At 72.3% G+C, this 25,724-nt stretch carries 30 protein-coding genes and 1 tRNA gene; 18 read left to right on the top strand and 13 right to left on the bottom strand.

Features of this window, described 5'->3' with window-relative positions:
* Complete coding sequence (locus OHS58_RS02305; RefSeq protein WP_328646981.1) at positions 1-1,191, top strand: acyl-CoA dehydrogenase family protein; 1,191 nt, start codon at positions 1-3, stop codon at positions 1,189-1,191.
* A gap of 4 nt (positions 1,192-1,195) precedes the next feature.
* On the opposite strand, the gene OHS58_RS02300 is transcribed toward OHS58_RS02305, so the two are convergent.
* Positions 1,196-2,422 carry an LCP family protein gene (locus tag OHS58_RS02300; protein WP_328646980.1) on the bottom strand — a complete coding sequence of 409 codons (1,227 nt, stop codon included), beginning with the start codon at positions 2,420-2,422 and terminating at the stop codon, positions 1,196-1,198.
* A 211-nt stretch (positions 2,423-2,633) separates the two neighbouring features.
* A complete protein-coding gene (locus tag OHS58_RS02295) occupies positions 2,634-3,377 on the bottom strand; it encodes an SDR family NAD(P)-dependent oxidoreductase (protein ID WP_328646979.1) in 744 nt (247 codons plus the stop codon).
* A gap of 97 nt (positions 3,378-3,474) precedes the next feature.
* Between OHS58_RS02295 and OHS58_RS02290 the strand changes: the two genes are divergently transcribed.
* From OHS58_RS02290 to OHS58_RS02280, 3 genes are all read left to right on the top strand, one after another.
* On the top strand, positions 3,475-4,092 hold the full coding sequence (locus OHS58_RS02290; protein ID WP_328646978.1) for a TetR/AcrR family transcriptional regulator: 618 nt from the start codon (positions 3,475-3,477) through the stop codon (positions 4,090-4,092).
* An 80-nt stretch (positions 4,093-4,172) separates the two neighbouring features.
* On the top strand, positions 4,173-5,690 hold the full coding sequence (locus OHS58_RS02285) for an MDR family MFS transporter (protein WP_328649760.1): 1,518 nt from the start codon (positions 4,173-4,175) through the stop codon (positions 5,688-5,690).
* Positions 5,691-5,743: 53 nt separating this feature from the next.
* On the top strand, positions 5,744-6,733 hold the full coding sequence (locus OHS58_RS02280; RefSeq protein ID WP_326943108.1) for an RNA polymerase subunit sigma-70: 990 nt from the start codon (positions 5,744-5,746) through the stop codon (positions 6,731-6,733).
* A gap of 292 nt (positions 6,734-7,025) precedes the next feature.
* On the opposite strand, the gene OHS58_RS02275 is transcribed toward OHS58_RS02280, so the two are convergent.
* Positions 7,026-7,289 carry a WhiB family transcriptional regulator gene (locus OHS58_RS02275; RefSeq protein ID WP_247054803.1) on the bottom strand — a complete coding sequence of 88 codons (264 nt, stop codon included), beginning with the start codon at positions 7,287-7,289 and terminating at the stop codon, positions 7,026-7,028.
* A 589-nt stretch (positions 7,290-7,878) separates the two neighbouring features.
* Between OHS58_RS02275 and OHS58_RS02270 the strand changes: the two genes are divergently transcribed.
* Together OHS58_RS02270 and shbA are read left to right on the top strand one after the other, a co-directional pair.
* On the top strand, positions 7,879-8,367 hold the full coding sequence (locus OHS58_RS02270; RefSeq protein ID WP_328646977.1) for an RNA polymerase sigma factor: 489 nt from the start codon (positions 7,879-7,881) through the stop codon (positions 8,365-8,367).
* Positions 8,368-8,514: 147 nt separating this feature from the next.
* Entirely contained in the window at positions 8,515-9,111 is a 597-nt protein-coding gene (gene shbA / locus OHS58_RS02265) for an RNA polymerase sigma factor ShbA (protein WP_326951605.1), read from the top strand.
* On the opposite strand, the gene OHS58_RS02260 is transcribed toward shbA, so the two are convergent.
* Positions 9,112-9,957, bottom strand: coding sequence for a LysR family transcriptional regulator (locus OHS58_RS02260; RefSeq protein ID WP_326943110.1), 846 nt, complete (start codon positions 9,955-9,957; stop codon positions 9,112-9,114).
* A gap of 96 nt (positions 9,958-10,053) precedes the next feature.
* Between OHS58_RS02260 and OHS58_RS02255 the strand changes: the two genes are divergently transcribed.
* From OHS58_RS02255 to OHS58_RS02245, 3 genes are all read left to right on the top strand, one after another.
* Positions 10,054-11,034 (top strand): bile acid:sodium symporter family protein, encoded by a 981-nt coding sequence (locus OHS58_RS02255; RefSeq protein ID WP_326959717.1) that lies wholly within the window; start codon positions 10,054-10,056, stop codon positions 11,032-11,034.
* Between the two features lie 61 nt (positions 11,035-11,095).
* Positions 11,096-11,623, top strand: a complete 528-nt coding sequence (locus tag OHS58_RS02250; protein WP_326959715.1) for a dihydrofolate reductase family protein — start codon at positions 11,096-11,098, stop codon at positions 11,621-11,623.
* A 189-nt stretch (positions 11,624-11,812) separates the two neighbouring features.
* Positions 11,813-13,081 (top strand): hypothetical protein, encoded by a 1,269-nt coding sequence (locus OHS58_RS02245; protein WP_328646976.1) that lies wholly within the window; start codon positions 11,813-11,815, stop codon positions 13,079-13,081.
* 157 nt (positions 13,082-13,238) lie between these two features.
* Here the strand turns inward: OHS58_RS02245 and OHS58_RS02240 are convergent.
* Positions 13,239-13,312: transfer RNA gene (locus OHS58_RS02240), tRNA-Ile, on the bottom strand.
* Between the two features lie 188 nt (positions 13,313-13,500).
* On the opposite strand from OHS58_RS02240, the gene OHS58_RS02235 reads away from it, so the two are divergent.
* Positions 13,501-13,773 (top strand): hypothetical protein, encoded by a 273-nt coding sequence (locus OHS58_RS02235; RefSeq protein WP_326943114.1) that lies wholly within the window; start codon positions 13,501-13,503, stop codon positions 13,771-13,773.
* Positions 13,774-13,823: 50 nt separating this feature from the next.
* Here the strand turns inward: OHS58_RS02235 and OHS58_RS02230 are convergent, their stop codons facing one another.
* Positions 13,824-14,132: a hypothetical protein gene (locus OHS58_RS02230; protein ID WP_328646975.1), complete on the bottom strand. Its 309-nt coding sequence runs from the start codon at positions 14,130-14,132 to the stop codon at positions 13,824-13,826.
* 55 nt (positions 14,133-14,187) lie between these two features.
* Positions 14,188-15,150, bottom strand: a complete 963-nt coding sequence (locus tag OHS58_RS02225; RefSeq protein WP_328646974.1) for a hypothetical protein — start codon at positions 15,148-15,150, stop codon at positions 14,188-14,190.
* Positions 15,151-15,341: 191 nt separating this feature from the next.
* On the opposite strand from OHS58_RS02225, the gene OHS58_RS02220 reads away from it, so the two are divergent.
* Positions 15,342-16,355, top strand: coding sequence for a hypothetical protein (locus OHS58_RS02220; RefSeq protein ID WP_328646973.1), 1,014 nt, complete (start codon positions 15,342-15,344; stop codon positions 16,353-16,355).
* Positions 16,356-16,440: 85 nt separating this feature from the next.
* Here the strand turns inward: OHS58_RS02220 and OHS58_RS02215 are convergent, their stop codons facing one another.
* Entirely contained in the window at positions 16,441-16,614 is a 174-nt protein-coding gene (locus tag OHS58_RS02215; RefSeq protein ID WP_328646972.1) for a hypothetical protein, read from the bottom strand.
* A 61-nt stretch (positions 16,615-16,675) separates the two neighbouring features.
* Positions 16,676-17,191, bottom strand: a complete 516-nt coding sequence (locus OHS58_RS02210; RefSeq protein WP_247054820.1) for a hypothetical protein — start codon at positions 17,189-17,191, stop codon at positions 16,676-16,678.
* Between the two features lie 206 nt (positions 17,192-17,397).
* Here OHS58_RS02210 and OHS58_RS02205 point away from each other — a divergent pair, with 206 nt between their 5' ends.
* Positions 17,398-17,679, top strand: a complete 282-nt coding sequence (locus tag OHS58_RS02205) for an isoamylase (protein WP_326943119.1) — start codon at positions 17,398-17,400, stop codon at positions 17,677-17,679.
* 2 nt (positions 17,680-17,681) lie between these two features.
* On the opposite strand, the gene OHS58_RS02200 is transcribed toward OHS58_RS02205, so the two are convergent.
* The gene (locus tag OHS58_RS02200) at positions 17,682-18,440 is read right to left on the bottom strand and encodes a LysR substrate-binding domain-containing protein (protein ID WP_328646971.1); all 759 of its coding nucleotides are present in this window, start codon (positions 18,438-18,440) and stop codon (positions 17,682-17,684) included.
* A 41-nt stretch (positions 18,441-18,481) separates the two neighbouring features.
* Here OHS58_RS02200 and OHS58_RS02195 point away from each other — a divergent pair, with 41 nt between their 5' ends.
* The 4 genes from OHS58_RS02195 to OHS58_RS02180 all read left to right on the top strand — a co-directional run bounded on the left by OHS58_RS02195 (position 18,482) and on the right by OHS58_RS02180 (position 21,501).
* Positions 18,482-18,880, top strand: a complete 399-nt coding sequence (locus OHS58_RS02195; protein ID WP_326943121.1) for a DUF5997 family protein — start codon at positions 18,482-18,484, stop codon at positions 18,878-18,880.
* The gene (locus OHS58_RS02190) at positions 18,877-20,103 is read left to right on the top strand and encodes a kynureninase (RefSeq protein ID WP_328649759.1); all 1,227 of its coding nucleotides are present in this window, start codon (positions 18,877-18,879) and stop codon (positions 20,101-20,103) included. The genes OHS58_RS02195 and OHS58_RS02190 overlap by 4 nt, the downstream gene beginning before the upstream one ends.
* Before the next feature lie 77 nt (positions 20,104-20,180).
* On the top strand, positions 20,181-20,639 hold the full coding sequence (locus OHS58_RS02185; RefSeq protein ID WP_326943122.1) for a MarR family winged helix-turn-helix transcriptional regulator: 459 nt from the start codon (positions 20,181-20,183) through the stop codon (positions 20,637-20,639).
* A gap of 10 nt (positions 20,640-20,649) precedes the next feature.
* Positions 20,650-21,501, top strand: coding sequence for a haloalkane dehalogenase (locus OHS58_RS02180; protein ID WP_328646970.1), 852 nt, complete (start codon positions 20,650-20,652; stop codon positions 21,499-21,501).
* A gap of 11 nt (positions 21,502-21,512) precedes the next feature.
* Here OHS58_RS02180 and OHS58_RS02175 read toward each other — a convergent pair whose 3' ends face one another.
* Genes OHS58_RS02175 through OHS58_RS02165 form a run of 3 tightly spaced genes read right to left on the bottom strand, consistent with a single transcriptional unit; the run spans position 21,513 to position 23,773 of the window.
* The gene (locus tag OHS58_RS02175) at positions 21,513-22,139 is read right to left on the bottom strand and encodes a TetR/AcrR family transcriptional regulator (protein WP_326943124.1); all 627 of its coding nucleotides are present in this window, start codon (positions 22,137-22,139) and stop codon (positions 21,513-21,515) included.
* Between the two features lie 48 nt (positions 22,140-22,187).
* Complete coding sequence (locus tag OHS58_RS02170; RefSeq protein ID WP_247054834.1) at positions 22,188-22,376, bottom strand: ferredoxin; 189 nt, start codon at positions 22,374-22,376, stop codon at positions 22,188-22,190.
* Positions 22,376-23,773, bottom strand: coding sequence for a fatty acid desaturase (locus tag OHS58_RS02165; RefSeq protein ID WP_328646969.1), 1,398 nt, complete (start codon positions 23,771-23,773; stop codon positions 22,376-22,378). The genes OHS58_RS02170 and OHS58_RS02165 overlap by 1 nt, the downstream gene beginning before the upstream one ends.
* 378 nt (positions 23,774-24,151) lie before the next feature.
* On the opposite strand from OHS58_RS02165, the gene OHS58_RS02160 reads away from it, so the two are divergent.
* Together OHS58_RS02160 and OHS58_RS02155 are read left to right on the top strand one after the other, a co-directional pair.
* Entirely contained in the window at positions 24,152-24,442 is a 291-nt protein-coding gene (locus tag OHS58_RS02160; RefSeq protein WP_328646968.1) for a PASTA domain-containing protein, read from the top strand.
* Between the two features lie 251 nt (positions 24,443-24,693).
* Positions 24,694-25,695, top strand: a complete 1,002-nt coding sequence (locus OHS58_RS02155) for a helix-turn-helix transcriptional regulator (RefSeq protein ID WP_328646967.1) — start codon at positions 24,694-24,696, stop codon at positions 25,693-25,695.
* The last annotated feature ends 29 nt before the right edge of the window (positions 25,696-25,724 follow it).

Genomic DNA, 25,724 nt, shown 5'->3' with positions numbered 1-25,724 from the left:
ATGGAACCGCTCAAGGACAAGCTGACCGCCGACTTCTACGACTTCGAGGCGCTGCTGCCGGACGACGAGCGCAAGCTGCTCGTGAGTGCGCGCGAGTTCATGCAGAACGACGTCAAGCCGCTGGTGAACGAGAACTGGGAGAAGGGCACCTTCCCGAAGGAACTGATCGGGATGTTCCGCGAGAGCGGTCTCGCGGGCCTGCCCTACGAGGGTTACGGCGCGCACAAGCCCGCGGTCAGCCACCTGCTCACCGGCATGATGGCGATGGAGATGAGCCGCACGGACGCGTCGGTCGCGACGTTCTTCGGTGTCCACAACGGACTCGCGATGTACTCGATCTACTCCGGCGGCAGCCAGGAGCAGCGTGACCGCTGGCTCCCCGAGATGGCCGCGATGGACAAGATCGGCGCGTTCGCGATGACCGAGCCGCTCGGCGGATCGGACGTCGCGGGCGGCATGCGCACGACAGCCAAGCGGGACGGCGACGCCTGGATCCTCAACGGCGCCAAGAAGTGGATCGGCAACGCGACCTTCGCCGACTACATCGTCGTGTGGGCGCGCGACGTCGACGACAACCACGTCAAGGGGTTTGTCGTCGAGAAGGACATGCCGGGCTTCGTGGCGGAGAAGATCGAGGGCAAGATCGCGTTCCGGATCGTCGAGAACGCCGAGATCACCCTGACCGACGTCCGCGTGCCGGAGGCGAACCGCCTGCAGGGCATCAACTCCTTCCGCGACGTCGCGGAGATCCTGCGCGCCACCCGCGGCGGCGTCGCGTGGCAGGCGCTCGGCGTGGCGATCGGCGCCTACGAAGCCGCGCTCGCCTACGCGCAGGAGCGGCAGCAGTTCGGCCGGCCGATCGCCCGCTTCCAGCTGGTGCAGGACCTGCTCGTGAAGAGCCTCGGGAACATCACGGCGTCGTGGGGCATGCTCGTGCAGCTGGCCCGCCTGCAGGACGCCGGGATCTTCAAGGACGAGCACTCGTCGCTGGCCAAGGCGTTCGTGACGTCGCGGATGCGCGAGGTCGTCGCCTGGAGCCGCGAGATCTTCGGCGGCAACGGGATCGTGCTCGGCTACGACGTCGCGCGCTTCTTCGCCGACGCCGAGGCGATCTACTCCTTCGAGGGCACGCGTGAGATGAACACCCTGATCGTCGGCAAGGCGATCACCGGGCAGTCCGCGTTCGTCTGATCGCTCAGTTCACGCAGCCGGCGGCCGTCGAGGTCGCCGGCTGCTTCGTGCTGCCCGAGGTGTCCGGCGTCTTGCCCGGGTCCGGCGTCGACGTGCCGGTCGCGGCCACCGGCTTGACGCCGCCCGCCACCTCGTCACCGGACGCCTGCACCGCCGGCGTGCTGATCGCCGTGCGGACGAACTGCTGGACCTGGCCCGGGTCGACCTTCACCGCGTCGCCGTCGGACGGCGTCGCCAGCGAGAGGCTCTGCACCGGGATCGTGGCGAAGCCGATCGCGCCCGACGTCATCCCCCGCAGCTGCTGCGCGAAGCTCAGGACGTCCCACCCCTTGTCCAGGACGACCGAGCCCTGCACCGCGCTGACCAGCGCGTTCAGCTTCGACGGGCTGGTGAACGTGCCGGCGTTGAGGACGGTCTTCGCCATCGCGGACAGGAACGCCTGCTGCCGCGCGATCCGGTCGAGGTCGCCGTTGAGCAGCCCGTGGCGCTGCCGGACGAACGCGAGCGCCTGGGCGCCGGACAGCGTCTGCGGCCCGGCCGGGAAGTCCGCGCCGGAGTAGGTGTCGTGCACCGGCGCCTTGAGGCAGACCTCGACGCCGCCGACGGCCTGCGACAGCGCGTCGAACCCGGCGAGGTTGATCGACGCGTAGTGGTTGACGGTCAGGCCGGTGAACTTCTCGACGGTCTGGATCGCGGTCTTCGCGCCGGCCTCGTTCGCCGCCACCTCCAGCTGCGCGCCCGAGAGGCCCTGGGCGCGCAACCCGGACATCGCGGCGTTCTTGCCGCGGCTGTAGGCCGAGTTGATCTTGTGCTTGCCGTAGCCGCCCGCGATGTCCACATAGGAGTCACGCGGGATCGAGATCGCGGTCGCCGCGGCGCCGCCGGCCGGGATGTGCACCACGATCATCGTGTCCGTGGTGTCCCCGCCGTCGTCGCCGCTGCCCGCGTGCAGGGCGTCGAGAACGCTCTGCGGCAACGGGTTGCCGTACGCGTCGGTGCGGGCGTCGATCCCGACGAGCAGGATGTTCTGGGCGATCTTCAGCGGTTCGCCATTTGCGACAGTGTCACCGTCGATCTGCGCGGCGGGTGGGATGACGTTCGCCGTGACGATGCCGTCGTCCAGCTTGCTCAGCTGCGACCACGCGTACCCGGTGGCCGCGAGCACCAGCGTCGACACGACGCCGAGCGCGACTCGGCCGCCGATGCGGCGCCCCCGGGACGACAACAGCACGACAAGTTTCCCCTTGCTTCCCTCGATGGAACCCCTGTGTTCGAGGATCACCGCGTTAGCTGGGAATTACCTGAGAAACTTGTTGAAAGCTTGTGACGCTGCCCGAACGGCCGAGCAAAGCCGGGCCCATCGGCCGATTTCGCGACGCACCGTGCCGGAGCGCGCACGGGAATGGGCTGTGGCGGCCGACACACGCGTCCCGGCTAGCGGGTCACCGCGGCATCCGGCGCCAGATCGCGCGCGGCAGCAAGCGCATCGCGAAGAAGACCGGACGGAGTACGCCGGGCACCCAGACGACCCCGCGGCCGCGGCGCAGCGCGGCGACGGTCGCGTCGGCGACCTGGTCCGGCGTGCTCGAGAACGGCGCCGGCGCCATGCCCTCGGTCATCCGCCCGATCACGAAGCCCGGGCGGACCAGCAGCAGGTGGACGCCGGAGCCGTGCAGCGCGTCGGCGAGGCCGCTCGCGAAGCCGTCGAGACCGGCCTTCGCCGAGCCGTAGACGTAGTTCGCGCGGCGCACCCGCACCCCGGCCACCGAGGAGAACACGACGAGCCGGCCGCGGCCCTGCGCGCGCAGGAGGTTCGCGGCGTGGGTCAGGACGCCGACCTGGGCGACGTAGTCGGTGTGGACGATCGCCGCGGCGTGGGCGGCGTCGGACTCGGCCCGCTCCTGGTCGCCGAGGATGCCGAAGGCGAGCACGACGACGTCCAGCGGCCCGTGGTCGGCCGCGACCTTCTCCAGGAATGCGCCGTGCGCGGCGAGGTCGTCGGCGTCGAAGTCCGCGGTTTCGACGGTTTCGGCGCCGGCTTCACGCAGCGCGGCGACCTCCCCGGCGAGGTCCGCGCCCGGCCGCGCAGCCAGGACGAACCGTCGCGCGTCCCCGCTGACCAGGCGTTTCGCCACGGCCAGCCCGATCTCACTGCGTCCGCCGAGCACCAGCACCGTTCCACTCACCCCGGCAGTCTCCCAGCCGCGGCCGCCGCCTGCGGAGGCAGGTCGGTGCACGAAATGCAACTTTGCATGACGTGCAAGTTCCGCTACCGTGGTCGACGTGCCCCCACCACCCGGCCTGCGTGAGCGCAAGAAGTACGAGACGCACCGCGCGCTGGCCGTCGCCGCCGTCGAGCTCGTCGCCGAGCGCGGCCTCGACGCGGTCACGGTGGAGGACATCGCCGCGACGGCCGGCGTCTCGGTCCGCACCTTCTTCAACTACTTCGCGTCCAAAGAGGACGCCGTCGTGATCGCCTACCCGGACCACCTCGAACGCACCGAACGCGCCATCGGGCGGTTCCTCGCGCAGCCGGCCGGAGTGTCCACTTTGGACGCGCTGGTCACCGTCATGCGCGAGGAGGTCGCCGACGTCGGGGCGAACCCGCGGGAGTGGCTGGCGCGGATGACCGCGGTGAAGCAGAACCCGGCCCTGTTCCACCGGGCCGTGACGATGAACGCCCAGCAGGCCGAGCCGCTGACCGCGGCGATCGCCCGGCGTGCCGGCTGCGACCCGGGCGACCTGTACCCCTCGCTGCTGCTGGCCGTGGTCGGCGGCGCGATGAACGCCGCGATGCTGCGGTGGCGCGAACGAGGCGGCGAAGAGACCGTCTCGGCCCTGTTCGACGAGGCCGTGGCGAGCATCGCCGCCGGCCTGCCCGACCCGCAGCGGACCCGCTGACCCGGTCCGCGTCCGACACCCAGGGGGGGACACCCGTGTCCACGACCGCCGACCCGCCGCAGACGACGACGTCCGGCCCGATGAACCGCAGACAGGTGCTCGAAGCCATGTCCGGGCTGATGATGGGCATCTTCGTGGCCATCCTCGCCTCGACCGTGGTGGCCAACGCGCTGCCGCGGATCGTCAGCGAGCTGGGCGGCTCGCAGTCGTCCTACACGTGGGTGGTCACCACCGAGCTGCTGGCGATGACGGCCACGGTTCCGTTGTGGGGCAAGCTTTCCGACCTCTACAACAAGAAGCTGCTGATCCAGGCCTCGCTGGCGCTGTTCGTGGTCGGCTCGCTCGTGGCCGGGTTCGCCGGCAACATCGAGGTGCTGATCGCCAGCCGCGTCGCCCAGGGCATCGGCGGCGGCGGGCTCACCGCGCTCGCGCAGGTGATCATGGCGGCCATCGTCTCCCCGCGCGAGCTGGGCAAGTTCTCCGGGATCTTCGGCGGCGTCTTCGCCGTCGGCACCGTCGCCGGCCCGCTGATCGGCGGCGTCATGGTCGACACGTCGTGGCTCGGCTGGCGCTGGTGCTTCTTCCTCGGCGTCCCGTTCGCCGTCGCCGCGATCCTGTTGCTGCAGCGGACGTTGAAGCTGCCGACGGTCCGCCGGGACGTCAAGGTCGACTACCTCGGAGCGTTCCTGATCATGGCCGGGGTGTCGACGCTGCTGGTCTGGTCGTCGCTGGCCGGGCACCAGTTCGCCTGGGGCTCCTGGCCGACCGCCGTGCTGGTGACCACCGGCCTGGTCGTGCTGGCGCTGGCGGTGTTCGTCGAGTCGCGGGTGCGCGAGCCGATCCTGCCGCTGGGCCTGTTCCGCAACCGCACGATCACCCTGACGACGGTGGCCAGCTTCCTGGTCGGTGTCGCGATGTTCGGCGGCACGGTGTTCCTGTCGCAGTACTTCCAGCTGGCGCTGGGCAAGTCGCCGACGGTGGCCGGGCTGATGAGCCTGCCGATGATCTTCGGCCTGCTGATCTCCTCGACGGTGTCGGGCCAGCTGATCAGCCGGACCGGCAAGTGGAAGGCGCACCTGGTCATCGGCGCGATCCTGCTGGCGGCCGGGCTCGGGCTGCTCGGCACGATCGACGCGCACACGAGCGTGGTCGTGCTCAGCCTGTTCATGCTGGTGCTCGGCACCGGCGTCGGCATGCTGATGCAGAACCTGGTGCTGGTGGCCCAGAACGACGTCCCCGCGCACGACCTCGGCGCGGCGACGTCCACGCTGTCGTTCTTCCGCAGCCTGGGCGGCTCGATCGGGGTGAGCGCGCTGGGCGCGGTGCTGGCCGACCGGGTGACGTCCTTGATCACCGCGGGCCTCGGCCCGCTGCCGGGCGGCGGCAGTTCGGAGACGGTGCCGAACCTGGCCACGCTGCCGGAGCCGGTGGCCAAGGTGATCCGCGAGGCCTACGGCACGGCGACCAGCGACCTGTTCCTGATCGCGGCACCGATCGCGCTGCTGGTGGTCGTCGCGGTGGCGTTCCTCAAGCACCTGCCCCTCAAGACCCAGAGCGGCCTGGAACGGCTGGCGGACGAGGAGACCGCGGCGGTTTAGCTCGGCGGCGCGAATCCTCGGTCTCTGACCTGCGGTGCGCTAGCGTGCCGGGGATGAGCGGGGACTTCGAGCGCGTCGTCGAGCGGCACCGGCGGGAGATCCAGGTGCACTGCTACCGGATGCTCGGCTCGCTCGGGGATGCCGAAGACCTGACGCAGGAGACCTTCCTGCGGGCGTGGAAGGGCCGCGACGGGTTCGAGGGGCGCGCGAGCGTGCGCACCTGGCTCTACCGGATCGCGACGAACGCCTGTCTCGACGCGCTCGCCCGGCGGCCGCGGCGGGTGCTGCCCGATCAGCTGGGGCCGTCCGGGGAGCCGGACGGGCCGCTCGCCGCCGTCGACCAGCCGTGGCTCGAGCCCTGCCCGGACCGGCTGCTCGACCTCGAGACACCGGACGCCGTCGTGGTCGAGCGGGAGACGATCGAGCTGGCCTACCTCGCCGCCGTGCAGTACCTGCCGCCGCGGCAGCGGGCGGTGCTCGTGCTGCGCGATGTGCTCGGCTGGTCGGCGAAGGAGACGGCGTCGCTGCTGGAGACGAGCGTCGCGTCGGCGAACAGCGCGCTGCAGCGGGCCCGCACGACGCTGCGTGAGCGGCTGCCCGCGCGCCGTTCCGAGTGGACCGCGGGTGATCCGACGGCGGCGGAGGCCGCGCTGCTCAAGCGGTTCATCGCCGCGTACGAGCAGGGTGACCCGAGCGCTGTGGCGAAGCTGCTGCACGAGGACGCCCAGGCCGTCATGCCGCCGTACCCGCTGTGGTTCGCCTCGCGCGCCGCGATCGTCCGGGCGCTGTCGCTCAGCATGGACCCGGCGGCGCCGACGTGCATTGGCCGGTTCCGGATGCTGCCGATCCGCGCCAACCGCCAGCCCGCGGTGGCCACCTACCTGCGACGCCCGGGCGAGGACGGCTACCGCTGGTTCGGCGTGACGCTCCTGACGATCGAACGCGGCCTGGTGGCGGCGATGGCGGCGTTCGAGCCGCCGTCGGCGGAGCCGTGGGGCCTGCCGGACGTCTGGCCCGCGGACGGCACGCCCCCGCCGCACTGAGCACGCACGCGGGTCCGGCGTGATCGAAGCCGTGACCCGCGTGATCGACGCCGTGACTCACGTGAGTGAAGGCGTGACTCGCGTGAGTGAGGACGGGACTCGCGGGATGCGGAAAGTACTCGGAAACGCGGCCGATAACACTCGAAGAATGCGTCACCCACATCAGGCAATGGAAATGCCCGGGTGGGTGATTCCACAAGGGTCACCCACCCGGGCACACACACGCCCGGAATTCGTTCTCCGGTTTCGGTGTTTCGCTCCAGGCCGCCGGGAAGAGGTCACCGGGCGGCGGTCACGCCACTCGGTCCCGCTGGGGCGCCGTGCGCACCAGCCGGCGGCGTTCGACCGCGGTGGTGCCGCCGAAGACGCCGTGGTCCAGGCCGTTGTCCAGCGCGTAGCCGAGGCACTCGGCGCGTACCGGGCAGCGACCGCACACCGCCTTCGCGTGGGACGTCTGCCGGGCGCCCGGACCGACCTCGGAGATCGGGAAGAACAGTTCCGGGTCCTCGTCCTTGCAGGCCGCGAGTTCCGCCCAGCCCGTCATCGTGGCTTCCATTTCCTTCGTTCACCTCCCTAGCTCTACTTGTTTCCCATTGTCGTGACGCGTCAACCGACTTGACCGCCGCGGGCGCGCAAGCGTATCCGCCTGGGTCAAGGGGTTTTGGCGTCGGTCCCCGGCTCACCCTCCGGGCAACCAAGACTGCAACACGTGAGAGTACGCCTTTCTTCCGGGGATCTCGATGTCGATCACGTCACCCGATCGACGGCATCGGTCTCGGCGCGTCCCCTTGCGCGACCACGCGCGGACCTGGTCGCCGACGCCGGGTTTGCCGGTCCGGCAAGGATTCCCGGCTCGGCCGCGGCGGACCGCGCACCGGGACGCGCGGTCGCCGGCCGGTGACCGGAAGTCACCGTTCGCGGGTGCGTCTCCGGCGCGAACCGGGACGCGTGGCCAGTTGCCCTTGGCTTCGCTCTCCGTGGCTCATCCCGCCCGGGTACCCAAGATCGTCGAGCCAACCCATCACTTTGCGTGACCCGGACGGCGTACCGCATTACTCCTACCGAGGAGTCGTGGCCGAATCGTTACACGTAGCGGTCACCTCACCGCACTTGTTCCTGTGGAGGCGAGGGGTGGTGAGGCGGCCGTGTGCGGTCGAGACGAGTTCGACGCGTTCTTCCGCGCCGATTTCCCGCCACTCGTGGCGTTCCTGTGCAAGGCCGGGTTCGAGGTCGAAACCGCGCGTGACGTCGCCGCCGAGGCGATGCTGCACGCGCTGGAGGCGTGGCCGACCATCGAGGAGCCGCGGGCCTGGGTCCGCCGCGTCGCCGGCCGGCTGCTCGACGCGCCGGGGGAAGCGCGCGTCGACTGGGCACCGGTCGCCGACCCGCGGGACGACGAGAAGCTGGCCGCTCTGGTGGAGCAGCACGGCGACCTCATCGAGCTGCTCGCGACGCTCCCCGGCCGGCAGCGGACGGTCCTCGCGTGGTCGCTCGACGGGTTCACCCCGGCGGAGATCGCGCAGGCGCTCCGGGTCGACCCGGCGACCGTCCGGTCCAACCTCCGCCACGTACGGGAACGCCTCCGGCGTCACCGGGCCGCACCACCCGACGATCAGCGGGACAGGGGAAGGTGAGCTGAAATGCCGGCAACCGAGTACGGGGATCGCGCGATCACCGAGCAGCTGCGGGAGTCCAACGCCGCGCTGCACGACTCGCTGCGCGTCGGCCTCGACGTGGAGGGCACTCTGCTGCGGGTGCGCGGCCGCGCGCTCGTGCGGGAGATCGCCGCGGCGCAACCCGCCGGGGACTTCCCGGACCACTGGCGCCGGCACGACGAGCCGGTCGCCGCCGCGATCGCCGGCGACGACGCCGCGACCGCGCGGCTGCTCGCCACGATCCGGCCGCTGGTGGTGCGCTACTGCCGGGCCCGCGTCGGGCGCACCGAGCGGACCTTCGCCTCGGCCGACGACGTCGCCCAGGAGGTCTGCCTCGCCGTGCTCACCGCGCTGCCGTCCTACCGCGACCAGGGCCGCCCGTTCCTGGCGTTCGTCTACGGCATCGCCCAGCACAAGGTCGCCGACGCGCACCGCGCCGCGGCCCGCAACCGGACCGACCCGGTGGCCGAGGTGCCCGACGGCGTCGCCGACACCGCCGGCCCGGAGCAGCGGGCCCTGCAGTTCGAGCTCAACGAGCGGCTCACCCGGCTGATGGAGATCCTGCCCGAGAAGCAGCGCGAGATCGTCGTGCTGCGGGTGGTCGTGGGGCTGTCCGCGGAGGAGACGGCGGGGGCGGTCGGCTCGACCCCGGGCGCGGTCCGCGTCGCCCAGCACCGGGCGCTGGCCCGGCTGCGGCGGCTGCTGAACGGCGACGAAGCGTGATCAGTCGGGTTTCCTGGGTCCGACCCGGTCCAGCACGAACTCCGCCAGCGCCGCGGCGGGTTCCTCCATCGACTCCCGCGCCAGCAGCATGAACTCGATGTCGCCGGGCTCGGGCAGGCCGTCGAGCTCGACGAGGTCGGCCGGGACGAGGCTGCGCGCGTGCAGGGTGACGCCGAGCCCGGCCGCCGCCGCGGCCCGCAGGCCGGTGAGGCTCGAGGTCTGGCACGCCGCCCGCCACTCCAGGCCGGCGCGTTCGAGGCACTCCACGGCGAGCTGCCGGGTGATCGACGGCATCGGGTACTGCACCAGCGGCACCGGCTGGCCCGGCTCCAGCACCGTCGCGGCCGAGCCGATCCACACGAGCGGTTCGCGCCACAGCAGCCGGCCGTGGTGCGCGCCCGGACGGCGTTTCCCGAGGACCAGGTCCAGCTGCCCGGCCCGCAGCCGCTGCGCCAGGACGTCCGAGAGCTCGACGGTCAGCTCGACGTCGACCAGCGGGTGACTGCGGCGCAGCCGGTGCAGGATCTCCGGCAGCTCGCCGAGCGCGAAGTCCTCGGACACCCCGAACCGGACGCGTCCGCGCAGCCCGGCGCCGCGGAAGTGCCGCTGCGCGCGCTCTTCGGTGTCCACGATGGTCTGCGCGAACCCCACCATCGCCTGCCCGCGCGCGGTGAGCTCGACCGTGTGGGTGTCGCGGGCGAACAGCAGCCCGCCGGCGTCCTTCTCGAGCCGGCGGACGTGCTGGCTGACCGTCGGCTGGCCGACGCCGAGCCGGCGCGCGGCCGCCGTGAAGCTGCGCGTCTCGGCGACGGCGAGGAACGACCGGCACAGCCGTGGGTCCAGCACCGGCCCACTCTATCGCGATCGGCGATAACAGTCAGTCCGGTCATCGGGGTTCACAATGAGCGGCGCGCGTCCGAGAATGGTCGTGGAAGGAGATCCATGTCCCGCTTGCGTCTCGACCCGTTCATCGTCGCCATCCTCGCCACCGTCGGCGTCGCCACGCTGCTGCCCGCTTCGGGCGCCGTGGCCAGTGGGTTCAGCACCGCCACGACGGTCGCCGTCGGGCTGCTGTTCTTCCTCTACGGCGCCCGGCTGTCCACGCAGGAGGCCCTCGAAGGCCTGCGGCACTGGCGGCTGCACTCGGTCGTGCTCGCCTCGACGTTCGTGCTGTTCCCGCTGCTCGGCCTGGCCGTCACGCTGCTGCCGTCGTCGGTGCTGCCCGGGCAGCTCGCCGCCGGCGTGCTGTTCCTGGCCGTGCTGCCCTCGACGGTGCAGTCCTCGATCGCGTTCACCTCGATCGCGCGGGGCAACGTCGCGGCCGCGATCTGCAGCGCGTCGCTGTCCAACCTGGCCGGCATCGTGCTGACGCCGATCCTGGTGGCGCTGCTGCTGTCCGGGGACGGCGCGGGCGTCGACGGCTCGGCCGTGCTCGGGATCGTGCTGCAGCTGCTCGCGCCGTTCGTCGCCGGGCAGCTGGCGCGGCGCTGGATCGGCGACTGGATCACGCGGAACTCCGCGCCGCTGAAGCTGTTCGACCGCGGCTCGATCCTGCTGGTCGTCTACACGGCGTTCAGCGCGGGCATGACCGAGGGCATCTGGCACCGCCTCGACGCCGGTCACCTGCTGGTGCTCGCGGCGGTCTGCGTCGTCGTGCTCGCGGCGGTGCTGACGGCGACCGGGTGGGGCGCGAAGGTGCTCGGGTTCGCCCGCGCCGACCGGATCACCATCGTCTTCTGCGGGTCGAAGAAGAGCCTGGCGAGCGGCCTGCCGATGGCGACGGTGCTGTTCGGGCACGCGCAGGTCGGGCTGATCGTGCTGCCGCTGATGCTGTTCCACCAGCTGCAGCTGATCGTCTGCGCGACGATGGCGCGCCGCTACGCCCGGGACGCTTCGGACGCCGAGGAGCTCGTCGCCGCCTGAGCGATGAGTTTTCCGGACCGCGCCGGTCAGTAGAGGTGAACCTCCACCGAAAGGCACGTCCATGGCCAAGCTGCTCTACCACATCACGATGTCCCTCGACGGCTTCGTCGCCGGGCCCGCCGACGACATGTCCTGGCTCGCGGGGCAGGCCACCGGGCCGAACCCGGTCGTCGAGCGGCTGCTCGGCGAGATCGGGGCGGTCCTGCTGGGCCACCGCACCTACGCCCCGGCGACGTCGGCCGAGGGCGAGGTCTACGGCGGCCGCTGGCAGGGCCCGAAGTTCGTGCTCACGCGCGACGACCCGGCGACGGCCCAGCCGGGCTTCACCTTTGTCGAGGACCTCGGGGCCGCCGTCGCGACGGCGTCGAAGGCCGCCGGTGACGGTTACATCGCGCTGCTCGGCCCGACGCTGGCCCGGCGGTGCCTGGACGCCGGGTTGCTCGACGAGGTGCTGGTGCACGTGGTGCCGGTCCTGCTCGGCGACGGCGTCCGGCTGTTCGAGCACCCGGGCGGCACGCAGGTGCGGCTCGACCCGATCGAGCTGAGCCACGCGGGGCGGATCAGCACCGTCTGGTGCCGGGTCGCCTGACGCTCCACTGTGGACGGTCCCGCTCAGCGGAAACCCGGTGACACAGGATCACCGCGAGCCCTACTGTTGATGTTCGTCGTGCGGGGGAGGCACGATCCGGGGGCTTCTTCGTGCTGCCCGGCTCCCTCGCGCGCATCCGGCGACGAGGGGACTCCGATGACAGGCACGAAACTCCGAAGAAGAGCCACCGTGGTGACCGCGCTCGGCGCGCTCGCCCTGGTCGCACCGCCGGCGCAGGCCGCCGAAACCGCCGTTCCCTGCGACGCGGCCGCGCTGGTCCAGGCGGTCGCCGCGGCGAGCGCCACCCCCGACGCGGACACGCTGTCGCTGGCACCGGGTTGCGACTACGCGCTCACCGCCGTGGCGGACACCGCCTGGGCGGCGGGGCTGCCGTCCGTCCGCGGGAAGCTCACCGTCCAGGGCAACCACGCGACGATCCGCCGGGCCACCGGCGCGCCGCAGTTCCGGCTCATCGCCAACTGGGGCGACCTGACCCTCACCGACGTCACGCTCACCGGCGGCCACGCGCCCGACGGCGTCGGCGCCGGCAGCGACGGGCGCGGGAACCCGGGCGAAAGCGGGGGCGCCATCGAGAACTGGGGGCCGCTGAGCATCGCCGGCAGCACGGTCACCGGCAACACGTCCGGCTCGGGCGGGCGCGGCATCGACGGCGTCTCGCCCGGCCGCGGCGGGCCGGCCGGCTTCGGCGGCGGGATCTCCTCCTACATCGGGAGCACGACCGCTCCCCTGACCATCACCGGCAGCGAGATCACCGGCAACACCACCGGCGACGGCGGCCGGGGCGGCGCCGCGACCGGGACGGCCACCGGCGGCGACGGCGGCTCGGGCGGGTTCGGCGGCGGGCTCTACACCTCCGTCGGCACGGTCCTGCGGATCACCGGCAGCACCGTCACGGGCAACACCGCCGGGGTGGGCGGCCCGGGCGGAACGGGTGGCCCGGGCACCGGTTCCGGAGCCGGGGGCAGCGGCGGCTCGGGTGGCGGGCTGTTCGTGTCCACCCGCCAGGGTGAGCACCTGAACCCGGTCGTCACGACGACCGAGCTGAGCGGGAACCACGCGGGCCGCGGCGGCGACGCGGGCGTCCCGGGCGCGGGCGGATACGTCGGCTGGGCGGGTTACGGCGGCAACGGCGGCGGGCTCGGCCTGTTCTACGACGCACTCACCTTCGACGGCGGGAGCGTCACGGGCAACACCGCGGGCGAACCGGGGGCGGGCTACTCGCCGCTGGCCGCCGACGCCGGCGGCGTCTACACGCTGGACGCCCGGGTGACGCTGGCCGACGGCGCCACGGTGACGGGCAACCGGCCGCGCAACTGCTCGTCGGTGGCGGACGTGCCCGGGTGCGTCAACGACGGGAATCCCTTGACCCACGCGGCCGTGGCCGGCTCCCGGGACGAGGCGGCCATCGCCGCGGTTTCGGCGTCGGCGCGTCGCTGACGGGTGCTCGGGTCCGGCCGGGTGTGTTCCGGCCGGGCCCGGGTTCCGGCGGGAAACGCTGGGAGCGCAACGGAAATCGATGCACGATGGGTGCGCGCCGGCGGGAATCCGCGGGACGGCGAGTGTGCCGCGCGAGCGGACCTCGCCCACGACCGAGTGGGGCGGGCGGGGCTCGAACCCGCGGCCAAGGGATTATGAGTCCCCTGCTCTAACCAACTGAGCTACCGCCCCCTGACCCCGGTGCGCGCAGGCGGCTCGGGGATTCACAAATGCAAAGAAGACCCAGTTCGTTTCAAGTTATCACAGCGGCCATCCGGGCCCACCCGGTAGGCCAAACAGGTTGTCGTGGCTGCCGACCGGAGCACGCTCGTCTAAGTTGCAAGGACGTTGCCGCCGAACGGCCCGGCGGGAGGTGAACGATGACCACCGCACTGCGAGCCGCACCGGCACAGCTGTTCCGGCTGGCGTTGCTCGACGCCGTGACCGCCGGCGCCGGCCTCGGCTACCTCGCGCACCAGTACCGGGAGGCGCTCGTGGCGAACTCCGCGGCCATCGGCCTGGCACTCCTGCTCCTGTTCGCGCTGGGCTACGGGATCCGCACGGCCGCCCGGGTGCTGTCCCGGGCGGGTTCGCGAGTGGACGCCATCTTCGCCGACGAGCTGCGGGACAAACCGTCACCCTGGCCTCGCTGACCTGAAGCCGTTGCCGAGCAAGGGTTTCGCCGCGGATTCCGCGACCCGGTTCAGCCCGCGGGCGGCGTCGTGGTCGGAGCCGGAGGGGTCATGGTCGGGGGCTGCGATGTCGTGGTAGGTGTCGTCGCCGCAGCACCGTAAGCCGCGTAGGTGAACCAGATCTGGCCGAACGTCTTCGGCGTCGTCTGAGCGAACATCGCGCGCACCTGGAACGTCGTCGCCGTGTACGAGCCCAGCACCGTGTTGAGCGTGAACGCGTTGAACGCGCTCGGCGTGTTCGGCGAGACCACCACCGCGCCCGCCGTCACCACCGAAGCGCCGGCCAGTGCCGCGAAAGCGATCCGTGCTCTGTTTCCCATGCTGGGCCTCCCCTGGTGAACGACGCACCCAGGGTCGTCGCCGGCCCGCGGCCCGTTACGCGCCCGCCAGCCACTGGACGCCGTATGCGTAACCCAGCTGGGGCGCCGCGAAGTCCTGCACCACCTCGGCCGTGCCGTCGAGTGGCAAGGGCTCGCCCGGCTGCGGCGGGTCGGACAGGACCGAGGTCGGCACCTTGTCCAGGCGCCAGACCGCGCGGGGCAGGTGGTCCGGGTCGAAGCGGACCCGGACCGTGAACGACTCGCACGTCACCAGCGGCACGAACGCGTACGACGGGCGGATCGGGCGGCCGTCGCGGACCTGGTACTCCAGCGAATACGTGTGGTCTTCGCCGGCGCCGAGGGGCCGCGGCAGGTCCAGCAGCCAGCGGAAGTGCCGCTGGCCCTGGCGGATCGGCTCGCCCAGGCGGACGCCGAACTGGGCGTCGGCGGTCACGTCGCGCTCGGCGTCGGTGCCGTCCTCGACGCGGGGCACCGTGAACTGCGCGGAGATGCGGCTCAGGCCGTCGCGGGTCGCGACGATCAGGCGTTCCTCGATCAGCGTCGGCACCGGGGTGTCCAGCCGGACGACGGCGGTGAGCCGCTTGACGAACCAGCCCTTGTCCGGGTCCTGCTCCCCGCGCTCGGGGTGCGTGCTCGCCTCGATCTCGGCGGCCAGCCGGGCGCAGGCCCGGTCGATCCGCCGGCGGGCGGTGCGCTCGGCGACCTGCAGCCGCTCCATCAGGACCGCGACCCGGTCGCTGAGCAGCGAGTGCTGCGCGCCCGGCTCGATGCACAGCGCGATGGTGACCGCGAGGCGGTCTTCCAGGGGGAACTCCTCGATCGCGGACTCGATCGCGGCCCGCAGGACGCGCCGCGCCTCCCGGTCGTTCTTCGCGCGGTGCAGCTCGCACCAGCCGGAGATCAGCGGGCCGACCCGGCTGAGCAGGCCCTCGGTCTCCAGGCCCCAGCCCCGCCGCAGCGTGGTCAGTTCGCGGCTCAACCCGCCGTCGTGTGCCATCGGAAACCGATTGTGGCACGCGGACTTCCGCGCGATCGGACGTATTCGCTCCACCGATCAGGTGATTCACCCGGTGGCCAGTTGCTGGCCAGTCGGCCCGGAACTCGGCCTGGCGCCGACCTTTTCCCCTCCCCCGAGGGGCCGACCATTTGCCCTGTCGGCGTATTCGCGCGAGGCATCTGGAGGAACGCTTGCCCGGCACCACGCACCCGATCCGCCCGGCCGACGTCGCCGGGGTCCGCGAGCTGGCGCGCGCCGGGCGGCTGGCCCGGTCGGCTTCGGCCGCGCCGCCCCGCGACCTCGCCCGGCTGCGCGGGGCCGTCTACACCGTGACCTGGCCGCTGGTGTTCGCGCGGATCACGAAGCCGCTGGAACTGCAGCGCCGGCACCCGGACTGCCTCCGCGGGCTCGAATGGATGCGGCCCGACTGCCTCGACGGCTTCCACGACGACGTCGAAGCCGTGGTGGAGCACGCGTTGCGGCGCGCGACGGACCCGATCCAGAACCTGGAGGGCTGGCTGGCCACCCGGCTCAGCCCGGCGACGGTCGACGCGCACCGGCGCCGGCGCGGCGAAATCGGGGCCCTGCAACGACCCCGGCTCCCGGCCTGGCTGGGCGACGCCCTCGGCGGCGACCCGTGGCTGGGCGAGCTGGCCGTGCGGATCCTGCTCTGGGTCGGCGTGCCGACGACCGCGGGCGGCGAGCTGTGGCCACTGGCCGGCTGGGCCGCGCGCCGCGCCGAGGTCACCGGCGAGCCGCCGGCCGGCCAGGACCACCGCGAGACGCTCGACCGCGAGGTGCGGACCGTGCTGGCGGCCATGCGGACCCGGCCGAAGTGGTACGCCGAGCACGTCGAGCGGCCGCTCGGCCACAAGCGCGCCCCGGTCGCGCCGATGCCGGCGGACAGCGCGTCCGAGCTCACCGCACTGGAACTGGTGCGCCCGCACGAGGTCGACGACGCCCGGCTCACCGGCCTCGCCGAGCAGGCGCTGCGCGCGATCGAGGCCCGCCTCGCCCGCGGCCAGGACCCGGCGGTCGCGATCACGGCGGTGGTGCGGGTGGTGTTCGGCACGGCCGCCCCGGCCACGCTGGACCGCTTGCTGCACAACGGTTCCACCCGCGACGACTGGCTGTCCACCGCCCTCGCCGACGACGCGCGCCTTGCACGGATCGTCGCCACGGCGCTGGCCATCCTCGACCACTGACCACTCCAGCCCCGGTCGTGAGTGGCAATGAGGGTTAGAACCCTCTTTGCCACTCACGACAAGCCGCGGCAGACCCGGAACGCCGTCACTCACGATCCCGGCCTCGGCTGTCCTCGGTCAGCGATCCTGAGCGGGCGTCGAGCAGTTCGGCCAGGACCTCGGGTGGGCAACCCGCGTCGCGGGCCCGGGTGCCGGCGGCGGCCAGTTCAGCTATCAGCAGCTCACGCAGGGACGACCGGGTCGCGTCGGCCAGTCTCACCCGATGCTCCTCTCGCCGGCGCCGGCTCCCGCCGGTCCCGCCTTCCCCTGACGGACACGCCTCAGCGCCACCACGGTGGCGGCGGTGCCGGGAGCCGCAGCGGGCAGCACGTGTGCCGGCCCACCCAGCAGTCGCCCAGCCAGCGGGTCAGCGCGACCGGGCCGAGGAGGCTGTCCTCCCACACCGGCCGCAGCTCGCCGGCCCGGCGCAGGACGCGCTCGGCCGTGCGGCAGAAGCGGATGATCGTCGCGACGGCGGCGTCGGCCCGCTCCGTCGTCCAGGCGACCGCGGCTCCGGGCAGCCGGGCCGGGACGGCCAGGCCGGGTGCGACGGTGCAGTCCCGGGCCAGCTGCACGGCGAGGTCGAACTCGACCGCTTCGGCGCAGCGCTGCCGCACCTGCCAGCCGGGCGACGCCGTGGCGGCGTGCAGGCCGGCCAGCCGCGCGGCGGCCAGCCCGTCCCACACCGTCAGGAGCACCGCTCGCGTGTCGGCCGGTGGCGCGTCGGCGAGCTCGCGAGTCGCGGCGCTGAGCCAGGCACACGGGTCCTTGACGAGACGATCAACGGTGATGGTCACGGCAGCCAGTTTTGCACCGGAAGCCGCGAAAGACAGCAAGATGATCATGGATCGCGGCGAGTCCACCCGGTCGGTGGCGCACCGTTGAGCGGCGTCGTCCCCCTTTTGAGCACTCTTCGTGACCGAATCGTCACAGGTGTGCGATCATGAGCGCGCTCAACGTCGAGCACGCCCTCCTGACCGTCCCGTGAAAGGGCCACCGACGAGTGATCAAGATCAGCAAGAGTCCCGCCGGCGCCAAGCGCGTCACCTTCAGCCTGCCGATCGGCGCGCCGCCGGGGCGGGTGAGCGTGGTGGGGTCGTTCAACGACTGGACCCCCGGCCGCCACCACCTGCTGCCGCGCTCGAACGGCCGCCGCTCGACGTCGGTCGAGGTGGTGCCGGGCACCGTGCTCCAGTTCCGCTACCTCGGTGAGGACGGCCACTGGTTCGACGACCCAGACCTCCAGGACCGCGTGAACGGCAACTGCGTCTGCGAAACGAACTAGCGCTAGGACCGGCGACGCGGCTTGCCGCGCTTCGCCACTCCGCCACCGCGTCGACCGGCTCCCGGCTTCCCGCCCGCGGACTTCCCGCCGGCGGGCTTGCGGGCCGGCGGCTTCCGCTCGGCGGGAGCCGGTGCCGGTGCCGACGCGGATGAGCGGCCGCGCGTGCTGTTGACCGTGCGGCCGCGGACGATGCCGATGAACTGCTCCATCAGGTCGCTCGTCTCGTCTTCGAGCCACGACAGCGCCACGCTCGACTGCGGCGCGTCCGCCACCGGCCGGTAGGTGAGGTCGCGGCGGTGGTGCAGCCGGGCGAGCGACTGCGGGACGACCAGCACCCCGACGCCCGCCGCCACCAGCTCGATCGCGTCCGCCGTCGTTTCCGGGCGGTCCACGGCCGGGCGGCCCGGGAGCGACTCCCACTCGATCGTGTCATCAAGGGGGTGCAGCACGACGTCGTCCGCCAAGTCCGCTGTGGACACTTCGTCGGCCGCCGCGACCACGTGGTCCTTGGGGACGAGGACGACCGTCGTCTCGGTGTAGAGCGGGATCGCGTGCAGGCCGTCGCGGTCCAGCGGCGAGCGCAGCAGGGCCGCGTCGGCGCCGTGCTCGCGCACGAGGGCGGTGGCGTCCGCCGCGGCGACGGGCACCAGCTGCAGCGGCACTTCGGGGACCCGCTCGGCCCAGGTCCGCACCCACTTGGCGGGCGTCGCTCCCGGGACGTACGCGAGCCGGAAGGAGGCGGGAACGTCCGGGCCGGTCACCGGGTCAGGTTACCGGTCGGGCGCTGGCTACCCTGGACGGCATGACGTCGCACAAGACCACCCAGACGATGAAGCCCGCGACAGCGGCGAAGAAACTGGGTGTGTACCTCGAAGCCACGCCCCCGGAGTTCCAGGAGGGCGTCGTCTCGCGCGACGAGCTGAACGCGCTGCAGACCGACCCGCCGGAGTGGCTGCGCGAGCTGCGCCGCACCGGCCCGCACCCGCGGCAGGTCGTCGCGGCGAAGCTGGGCGTGTCCATCGGCGGCCTCGCGCGCGGCGGTGTCACCGACGCGCTCACCACGGAGCAGATCGACGCGCTGAAGACGGAAAGCCCCGCGTGGCTGGAGCACGAGCGCGCCACGCAGGCCGAGGTGCGCAAGGAGGCCGAGCGCGTCAAGGAGAACGGCGTCAAGGAGAACGGCAAGGAGCAGGGGAACTGACCGCCGCCGGCACCTCCCTCGAGCGCGCCGAGGCGCTCGACGCCGCCGACGAGCTGGCCGCGTTCCGGGCCCGGTTCGTGCCGATCTCGGACCCCGGCGTCGTCGCCTACCTCGACGGGAACTCGCTCGGCCGTCCCCTGCTCGCCACGGCGGAGCGGCTGCAGGAAGTCGTCGTCCAAGAGTGGGGTTCGCGGCTCATCCGGTCGTGGGGCGAGCGCTGGCTCACGCTGCCTGAAGAAATCGGGGACGAGCTGGGCCGGGTCGCGCTCGGCGCCGCGCCCGGGCAGGCGATCGTCGCCGATTCGACGTCCGTGTGCCTCTACAAGACGATCCGGGCCGCCGTCGCGCTGCGGCCGGGCCGTGACGAGCTCGTCACGGACACCGCGAACTTCCCCACCGACCGGTTCCTCGTGGAGAGCATCGCCGCCGAGCTGGGCCTGACCGTGCGGTGGATCGAAGCCGACCCGTGGGCCGGCTTCGGTGCCGAGCAGGTCGCGGCCGTCGTCGGCCCGCGCACCGCGGCGGTCGTGCTGTCCCATGTGGACTACCGTTCCGCGGCGATCGCCGACCTGGCCGGGATCACCCGGCTGGCGCACGAGCACGGCGCGCTCGTCGTCTGGGACCTCTGCCACAGCGTGGGGTGCCTCCCGGTCGAGCTGGACGCCGCGGGCGCCGACTTCGCGGTCGGCTGTACGTACAAGTTCCTCAACGCCGGCCCCGGCGCGCCCGCGTTCCTCTACGTCGCCGCCCGGCACCAGGACGCCTTCGGCCAGCCGATCACCGGCTGGATCGGCGCGGCCGACACCTTCGCCATGGCGGCGCGCTACGAGCCGGCGCCGGGCATCCGCCGCGCACTGTCCGGCACCCCGCCCGTGCTCGGCATGATCGGCGTCCAGGACGGCGTCGCGCTGCTGGCCGAAGCCGGGATCACGCGCGTGCGCGCCAAGGCCGTCGAGCTGGGCCGGTGGGTCCTCGACCTCGCCGACGACTGGCTCGTGCCGCTCGGGTTCACCATCGCTTCGCCCCGCGACGACGACCGGCGCGGCGGGCACGTCACCCTCCGCCACCCGGACGCCGAACGGCTCTCGGCGCTGCTCATCGAGCACGGCGTCATCATCGACTTCCGCCGGCCCGACGGCATCCGCCTCGGGCTCAGCCCGCTGACCACCGGCTTCGCCGAAGTCCGGCGGGCGATGGCCCGGATCCGCGAACTGGCCGGCTGACCGCTCCCGCGTCTCCCCCGGGGCTGACCCGGCCAAAATAGTAGCCATGTATTTAGTAGCCATGTACTGTATCGACCGTGAGCAGCACATCGAACGGCGCGACGCCGGGTTACCTCGTCTGGCGACTGTCCATGAAGTGGCGCGTGGCCGTCGACCGCGCGCTGGCACCGCTGGGGCTGACGCACGCCCAGTACGTGCTGATGGCGTCGCTGTACGGCCTGGAGCGCACGGGTCGGCCGCCGAGCCAGCGCGAGCTGGCCGACCAGACCGGGCTCGAGGCGCTCTACGTCTCCAAGCTGGCCCGCGCCCTCGACGCCGACGGGCTCATCGCCCGCACCCGCGACCCCGCCGACACCCGGACCGTCCGGCTGACCCTCACCGGCCACGGCCGCGAGATCGTGCGGCCGGCGATCAGCACGGTCAGCGCCCTGCTCGACCGGCTCCTCGCCCCGCTCGGCGGCCGCGACGGCGACCGCACGGACGTGCTGGTCCGCGAGCTCACCCTCCTGATCGACACCCCACTGGATCCCTCCTGAAGGAACGGCCATGCCCGAAACCCCCGTCCTCGACTCGGTCCTGCACCACGAAGAGTCCGGTAGCGGTGCCCCGATCGTCTTCCTGCACGGCAACCCCGGTTCGTCGTACGGCTGGCGCCACGTCCTCCCGCACGTCGGCGCCGGGCGGCTGCTCGCCCCTGACCTGATCGGCATGGGCCGCTCGGGCAAGCCCGACGTCCCGTACGCCTTCGCCGACCACGCCCGCTACCTCGACGCCTGGTTCGACGCGCTCGGCCTGGACGACGTCGTCCTCGTCGGGCACGACTGGGGCGGCGCGCTCGCGTTCGACTTCGCCGCGCGCCACCCGGGCCGCGTCCGCGGGCTGGCGTTCTTCGAGACGATCGTCAAGCCGATGGCCTGGGAAGACCTCTCGCCGCAGGCGGCCGAGCGGTCGCGGAAGATCCGCACGCCGGGCGTCGGCGAAGAGCTGGTGCTGGAGCAGGACCTGTTCATCCGGCAGGCGTTCACCGGCGGGGTGCGCACGCCGGTCGCCGATCTCGACGCCTACCTGGCGCCGTTTCCGACGCCCGAGAGCCGCCGCCCGGTCCTCGCCTGGGCTCGCCAGCTGCCGCTCGGCGGCGACCCGGCCGGGCTCGTCACGCGCATCGAGGCCTACGACGAGTGGCTGGCGGGCAGCACTGGCGTCCCCAAGCTGCTGCTGACGTTCACGGGCTCGCCGACCCTGCTCATCGGGGAGGCGATGGCGCAGTGGTGCACGGAGCACATCGCGGCGCTGGACGTCGTGGCGTGCGGCGAAGCCGGGCACCACGCCCACGAGGACCGGCCGAAGGAGATCGCCACCGAGATCGCCGCGTGGGCGGACCGCCGCGGCCTCCGGTGACGAGGCGTCCGTCAGGCGTGGCGCAGGGGCGGGGTCGCCGCCTCGACGCCGAGGACACGCGCGGCCACCCAGGCCAGGGCGTCCGCGGTGCGGGCCGGGGTGTCCGACGGCTGCATGACGTGGCTGAGGACGGTGCGCACGACGACGTCGATCACCACCGTGACCTGCTCCGGCGTCAGCTCCGGGCGGTAGGACAGCACCCGCTCGACCAGCATGGTCTTCGCCCCGGTGAGGAGCATCCCCGCCTGCGTGGTCAGCAGCGGGAGCAGCTCGGTGTCCGTGCCGTGCGTCGCCGAGGCGATCGCGCGCAGCAGGATGTTGTCGTCGGCCAGCTCCAGGACCGCGCGGACGGCGTCGTACATCGCTTCGACGAGGTCGGCGGGGTGGCGCTCGAACGCCGCCGAGACGACCGAGAGGAAGCGGTCGAGCTCGTGCGCCACCATGGCCTCGGCCAGGGCGGTCTTGGAGCCGATCTCGTTGTAGACGGTCTGGCGGCTGACGCCCACCAGCTCGGCCAGCCGGGCCATCGTGACCGCCGACCAGCCGGCCCGCGCCGTCAGCTCGATCGCCGCGATGATGATCGGCCGCCGGTGCTGACCACCCTCGGGCGGCGCCAGTGCCCCGCTCATGATCGTCATTCTAGGCCGCGCCCCCGAAGACCGGCGCCGCGCCCGCGACGACGGACGTCATGTCAGTTTCAGCGCCAGCACGGGGCAGGAGCCGACGGCGGCGGCGACGTCCTGGCGGTGGTCCTCGCCGGGGCGCTCGTCGAGGACGACGACCGTGCCGTCGTCGCCCACCTCGAAGAAGCCAGGCGCCATCGCCTCGCACATGCCGATGCCGTCGCACTTGCCGCGGTCCGCTTCGATCCGCATCACGCGCCCACCCGGCCCGGCGCGACGAAGTCGACCTTCTCGCGCACGCCGCAGTCGGGGCAGCACCAGGAGTCCGGGATCGCGGACCACGGCGTGCCGGCCGGGAACCCCTCGCGCGGGTCGCCGCGCCGCTCGTCGTAGACGTAGCCACAGCCGGGGCACATGCCGCCTTCGGTGGCGTCGCCGTGGGTGTCCTGGGCCTGGTGAACCGCGGTGACGCGGGTGCCGTACCGCGCGAGGATCTTGTCCCGCTTGCCCGGCCGCAGGTTGGCGCGGGAGAGGTCGCCGTCGAAGTGGGCGAGCACGCGCGGGTCCATCACGCGGCGCCAGACCGGCGGGACGAGCGCCAGCACGATCATCCCGGCGTACCCGGTGGGCAGCACCGGCGACTCCGCGAAGTCGCGCAGGGTCTGGTAGCGGCGCGTCGGGTTGGCGTGGTGGTCGCTGTGGCGCTGCAGGTGGTAGAGCAGGACGTTGGTGGCGATGTTGTTGGAGTTCCAGCTGTGGCTGGGATCCACGCGCTCGTACCGGCGGCGGCCGGGCACGCCGACCCGCTGGCGCAGCATGCCGTAGTGCTCCATGTAGTTGACGACTTCGAGCAGCGAGAAGCCGACCACGGCCTGGATCACCAGGTAGGGCAGGATGCCGACGCCCAGCCACACGATCATCGCGGCCCACAGCACGGCCGACATCAGCCACGCGTTGAGGACGTCGTTGCCGATCCGGAACGGGTGCTTGTCGCGCCGGGCGTAGCGCTTGCGCTCCAGCCGCCACGCGGACTTCAGCGAGCCGAAGACCGTGCGCGGCCAGAAGCGGTAGAAGCTTTCGCCGACGCGGCTGCTGGCCGGGTCCTCCGGCGTCGCGACCCGGACGTGGTGGCCGCGGTTGTGCTCGATGTAGAAGTGGCCGTAGAAGCTTTGCGCCAGCGCGATCTTCGACAGCCAGCGCTCGTGGCTCTCCTTCTTGTGGCCCAGCTCGTGCGCGGTGTTGATGCCGATCCCGCCGATGCAGCCGATCGAGACGGCCAGGCCGACCTTGTCCACAATGGACAGTTCACCGTGGGCGACGAGCCAGAACGCCGCCACGAAGCCGACGTACTGGATGGGCAGGAAAGCGAAGGTGATCCAGCGGTAGTAGCGGTCTTTCTCCAGCCGTTCGAGCACGTCGTCGGGCGGGTTGCCGCGATCGAGCCCGGCGAGCAGGTCGATGAGCGGCACGACGACGAGGATCACGATCGGCCCGATCCAGAACCAGACCCCCCAGCCGGTGGCGGCGTGCAACCCGATGGCGAGGAACGCCAGCGACGGCACCACCAGCCCGATCAGCCACAGGTACCGCTTGCGATCGCGCCACACCTCGGTCGACCCGGCGGGCACGGTCCCGGTCACTTCGCTCATCACACCCTCCTCCGTTGGCTGGGTTTACAAAACGATAGTGGATGTACAGCGTGGTTGACAATAGGTGGGTTGATGTCAATCGGATGGCGGATCAGGCCAGGTCACGGCCCCGCGGCCAATCGGTACGGCGGCTGCGCGGCACGGCGACCGGTCGGCGCAGCGGTCGCACAGCACGGCGGCCGGTCTCAGCACGGCAGTCGGTCGGTACGGCGGCCACACGCCGGCCAACCTCGAGCACTGCGGCCCGCGCCGTACGCCAGTACTTGAAGTCCGTGAATGTCCCATCGAGGGACTTCACGTCCCTCGATGGGACATTCACGGACTTGCGGATAGCCGGACTCCGGTGTCGTCCGGTATTTTGGACTTGGGTGAGCACAGTTGGACGAACCGGTCATCGTGCCGAACTTCCGGGGCAGGCAAGCGCTCGACGCCTGGCTTTCCGGGCATGACGCGGGGCTCTTCGTGCAGGGTCCCGATCCCGACAGCCCCCATCCCCTCCTGAACGGCCGCGTCGTCGCGCAGGTACCCGCGGCCGGGACGCGGCTGACGCGCTGGGGCACCGTCACGGTCTGGATCACCGGCGGTGGCGACCCAGCCGGAGTCCGCGAACCACGGCGGCCGCTGCCGGTCCGCCGGGCCGATCAGGAGGAAGCGGACCGGGACCACTGACCCGTACTGGGGATTCGGCGACAGGCCACCCGCGGCGCGAGAGCCGTGACCGTTCCGCGGGACCGGCGACGATCACCCACGGCGCGAGAGTCACGACCGCCCTACAGGATTCGGCGACGACTGCCCCGCCGCGGGAGCCGTGGCTGTCCTGGCATGCCGACCCCGATCCTCGCGCGCCGGCGACGATCCAGCGGACCCAGCCGACGGATACCGGGCAGAGGCTGTCCGGTATCCGTGGCAGACTTCCCCGTGTGACGCGACCGACCGCCCGGGTGCTCGCCCTGCTGGAAATCCTGCAGGGCGGCGGGACCCGCACCGTCGCCGATCTTGCCGGGCGGCTTGGTGTGGACGAGCGCACCGTGCGCCGCTATGCAGCGCATCTGATCGACCTCGACGTCCCCGTTCGCACCGTTCGTGGGCGGTACGGCGGCTACCGGCTGGCGCCCGGGTTTCGGATGCCTCCGCTGATGCTCACCGATGAGGAAGCACTTGCCGTCCTTCTCGGGCTTGTCGCCGGGCAGCGGGCCGGACTGGTCACGGCCTCCGGCGTCGCGACGGAGAGCGCTGCCGCCAAGGTGCGGCGGGTGCTGCCCGAGGCCCTCGGGCGGAAGCTCGACGCGTTGCTCGACACCCTCGACTTCACCTCCCCCGCGCGGCCCGCGGCCAGTCCCGAGACGGCCGTGCTGCTGACGCTCGCCGAAGCCGCGCGGGATCGCCGGCCCGTCGCCGTCTCCTACACCGCTTGGGACGGGCGGCGCAGCGAGCGCACCGTGCACCCGTACGGGATCGTCGCGCACTCCGGGCGCTGGTACGTCACCGGCGAGGACTCCGCCAGCGGCGAGGTGCGCACGTTCCGGCTCGACCGGATCGCCGCCGCCACACCCGCCGCCGGGTCCTTCGCCGTGCCCGACGGCTTCGACCCCGGTGCGCACGTCCTGTCGAGGCTCGCGGAAGTGCCGCACCGGCACGAAGTCTCGGTGCGGGTGCGCGCGACGGCCGAGCAGGTGCGGCCGCGGCTCCCGGCGGGAATCGCCGCCGTGACGGCGATCGCGGGCGAACCGGGCTGGGTGCGGGTCCGGCTGCGGGCCGAGCGGCTGGACTGGGTCCCGTCGGTGCTCGCGTCCCTGGACCGCCCCTTCGTGATCGAGACGCCGGACGCGCTGCGTGATCAAGTTCGCACTTTCGCCCGCGGGCTCACCGCCGGCGCGGACGCCGATCCCGGTGAAATCGTCGAAGAACCCGAACGGCGGTAGCGCGCACCGGGGCAGTGCCCCTGCCCGTT

It is taken from the genome of Amycolatopsis sp. NBC_00348, assembly GCF_036114655.1.
Taxonomy (GTDB): domain Bacteria; phylum Actinomycetota; class Actinomycetes; order Mycobacteriales; family Pseudonocardiaceae; genus Amycolatopsis.
Note: the sequence above shows the minus strand (reverse complement) of the source record. Positions and strands in the feature narration are given on the sequence as shown.

Bases quoted from the DNA above. Each gene is read 5' to 3' on its own strand.
- OHS58_RS02230 (WP_328646975.1), bottom strand. From the start codon at position 14,132: ATGGGAAACAGAGCACGGATCGCTTTCGCGGCACTGGCCGGCGCTTCG.
- OHS58_RS02285 (WP_328649760.1), top strand. From the start codon at position 4,173: ATGAACCGCAGACAGGTGCTCGAAGCCATGTCCGGGCTGATGATGGGC.
- OHS58_RS02170 (WP_247054834.1), bottom strand. From the start codon at position 22,376: ATGCGGATCGAAGCGGACCGCGGCAAGTGCGACGGCATCGGCATGTGC.
- OHS58_RS02175 (WP_326943124.1), bottom strand. From the start codon at position 22,139: ATGACGATCATGAGCGGGGCACTGGCGCCGCCCGAGGGTGGTCAGCAC.
- OHS58_RS02225 (WP_328646974.1), bottom strand. From the start codon at position 15,150: ATGGCACACGACGGCGGGTTGAGCCGCGAACTGACCACGCTGCGGCGG.
- OHS58_RS02195 (WP_326943121.1), top strand. From the start codon at position 18,482: ATGACGTCGCACAAGACCACCCAGACGATGAAGCCCGCGACAGCGGCG.
- OHS58_RS02305 (WP_328646981.1), top strand. From the start codon at position 1: ATGGAACCGCTCAAGGACAAGCTGACCGCCGACTTCTACGACTTCGAG.
- OHS58_RS02280 (WP_326943108.1), top strand. From the start codon at position 5,744: ATGAGCGGGGACTTCGAGCGCGTCGTCGAGCGGCACCGGCGGGAGATC.
- OHS58_RS02250 (WP_326959715.1), top strand. From the start codon at position 11,096: ATGGCCAAGCTGCTCTACCACATCACGATGTCCCTCGACGGCTTCGTC.
- OHS58_RS02180 (WP_328646970.1), top strand. From the start codon at position 20,650: ATGCCCGAAACCCCCGTCCTCGACTCGGTCCTGCACCACGAAGAGTCC.
- OHS58_RS02255 (WP_326959717.1), top strand. From the start codon at position 10,054: ATGTCCCGCTTGCGTCTCGACCCGTTCATCGTCGCCATCCTCGCCACC.
- OHS58_RS02235 (WP_326943114.1), top strand. From the start codon at position 13,501: ATGACCACCGCACTGCGAGCCGCACCGGCACAGCTGTTCCGGCTGGCG.
- OHS58_RS02275 (WP_247054803.1), bottom strand. From the start codon at position 7,289: ATGGAAGCCACGATGACGGGCTGGGCGGAACTCGCGGCCTGCAAGGAC.
- OHS58_RS02165 (WP_328646969.1), bottom strand. From the start codon at position 23,773: ATGAGCGAAGTGACCGGGACCGTGCCCGCCGGGTCGACCGAGGTGTGG.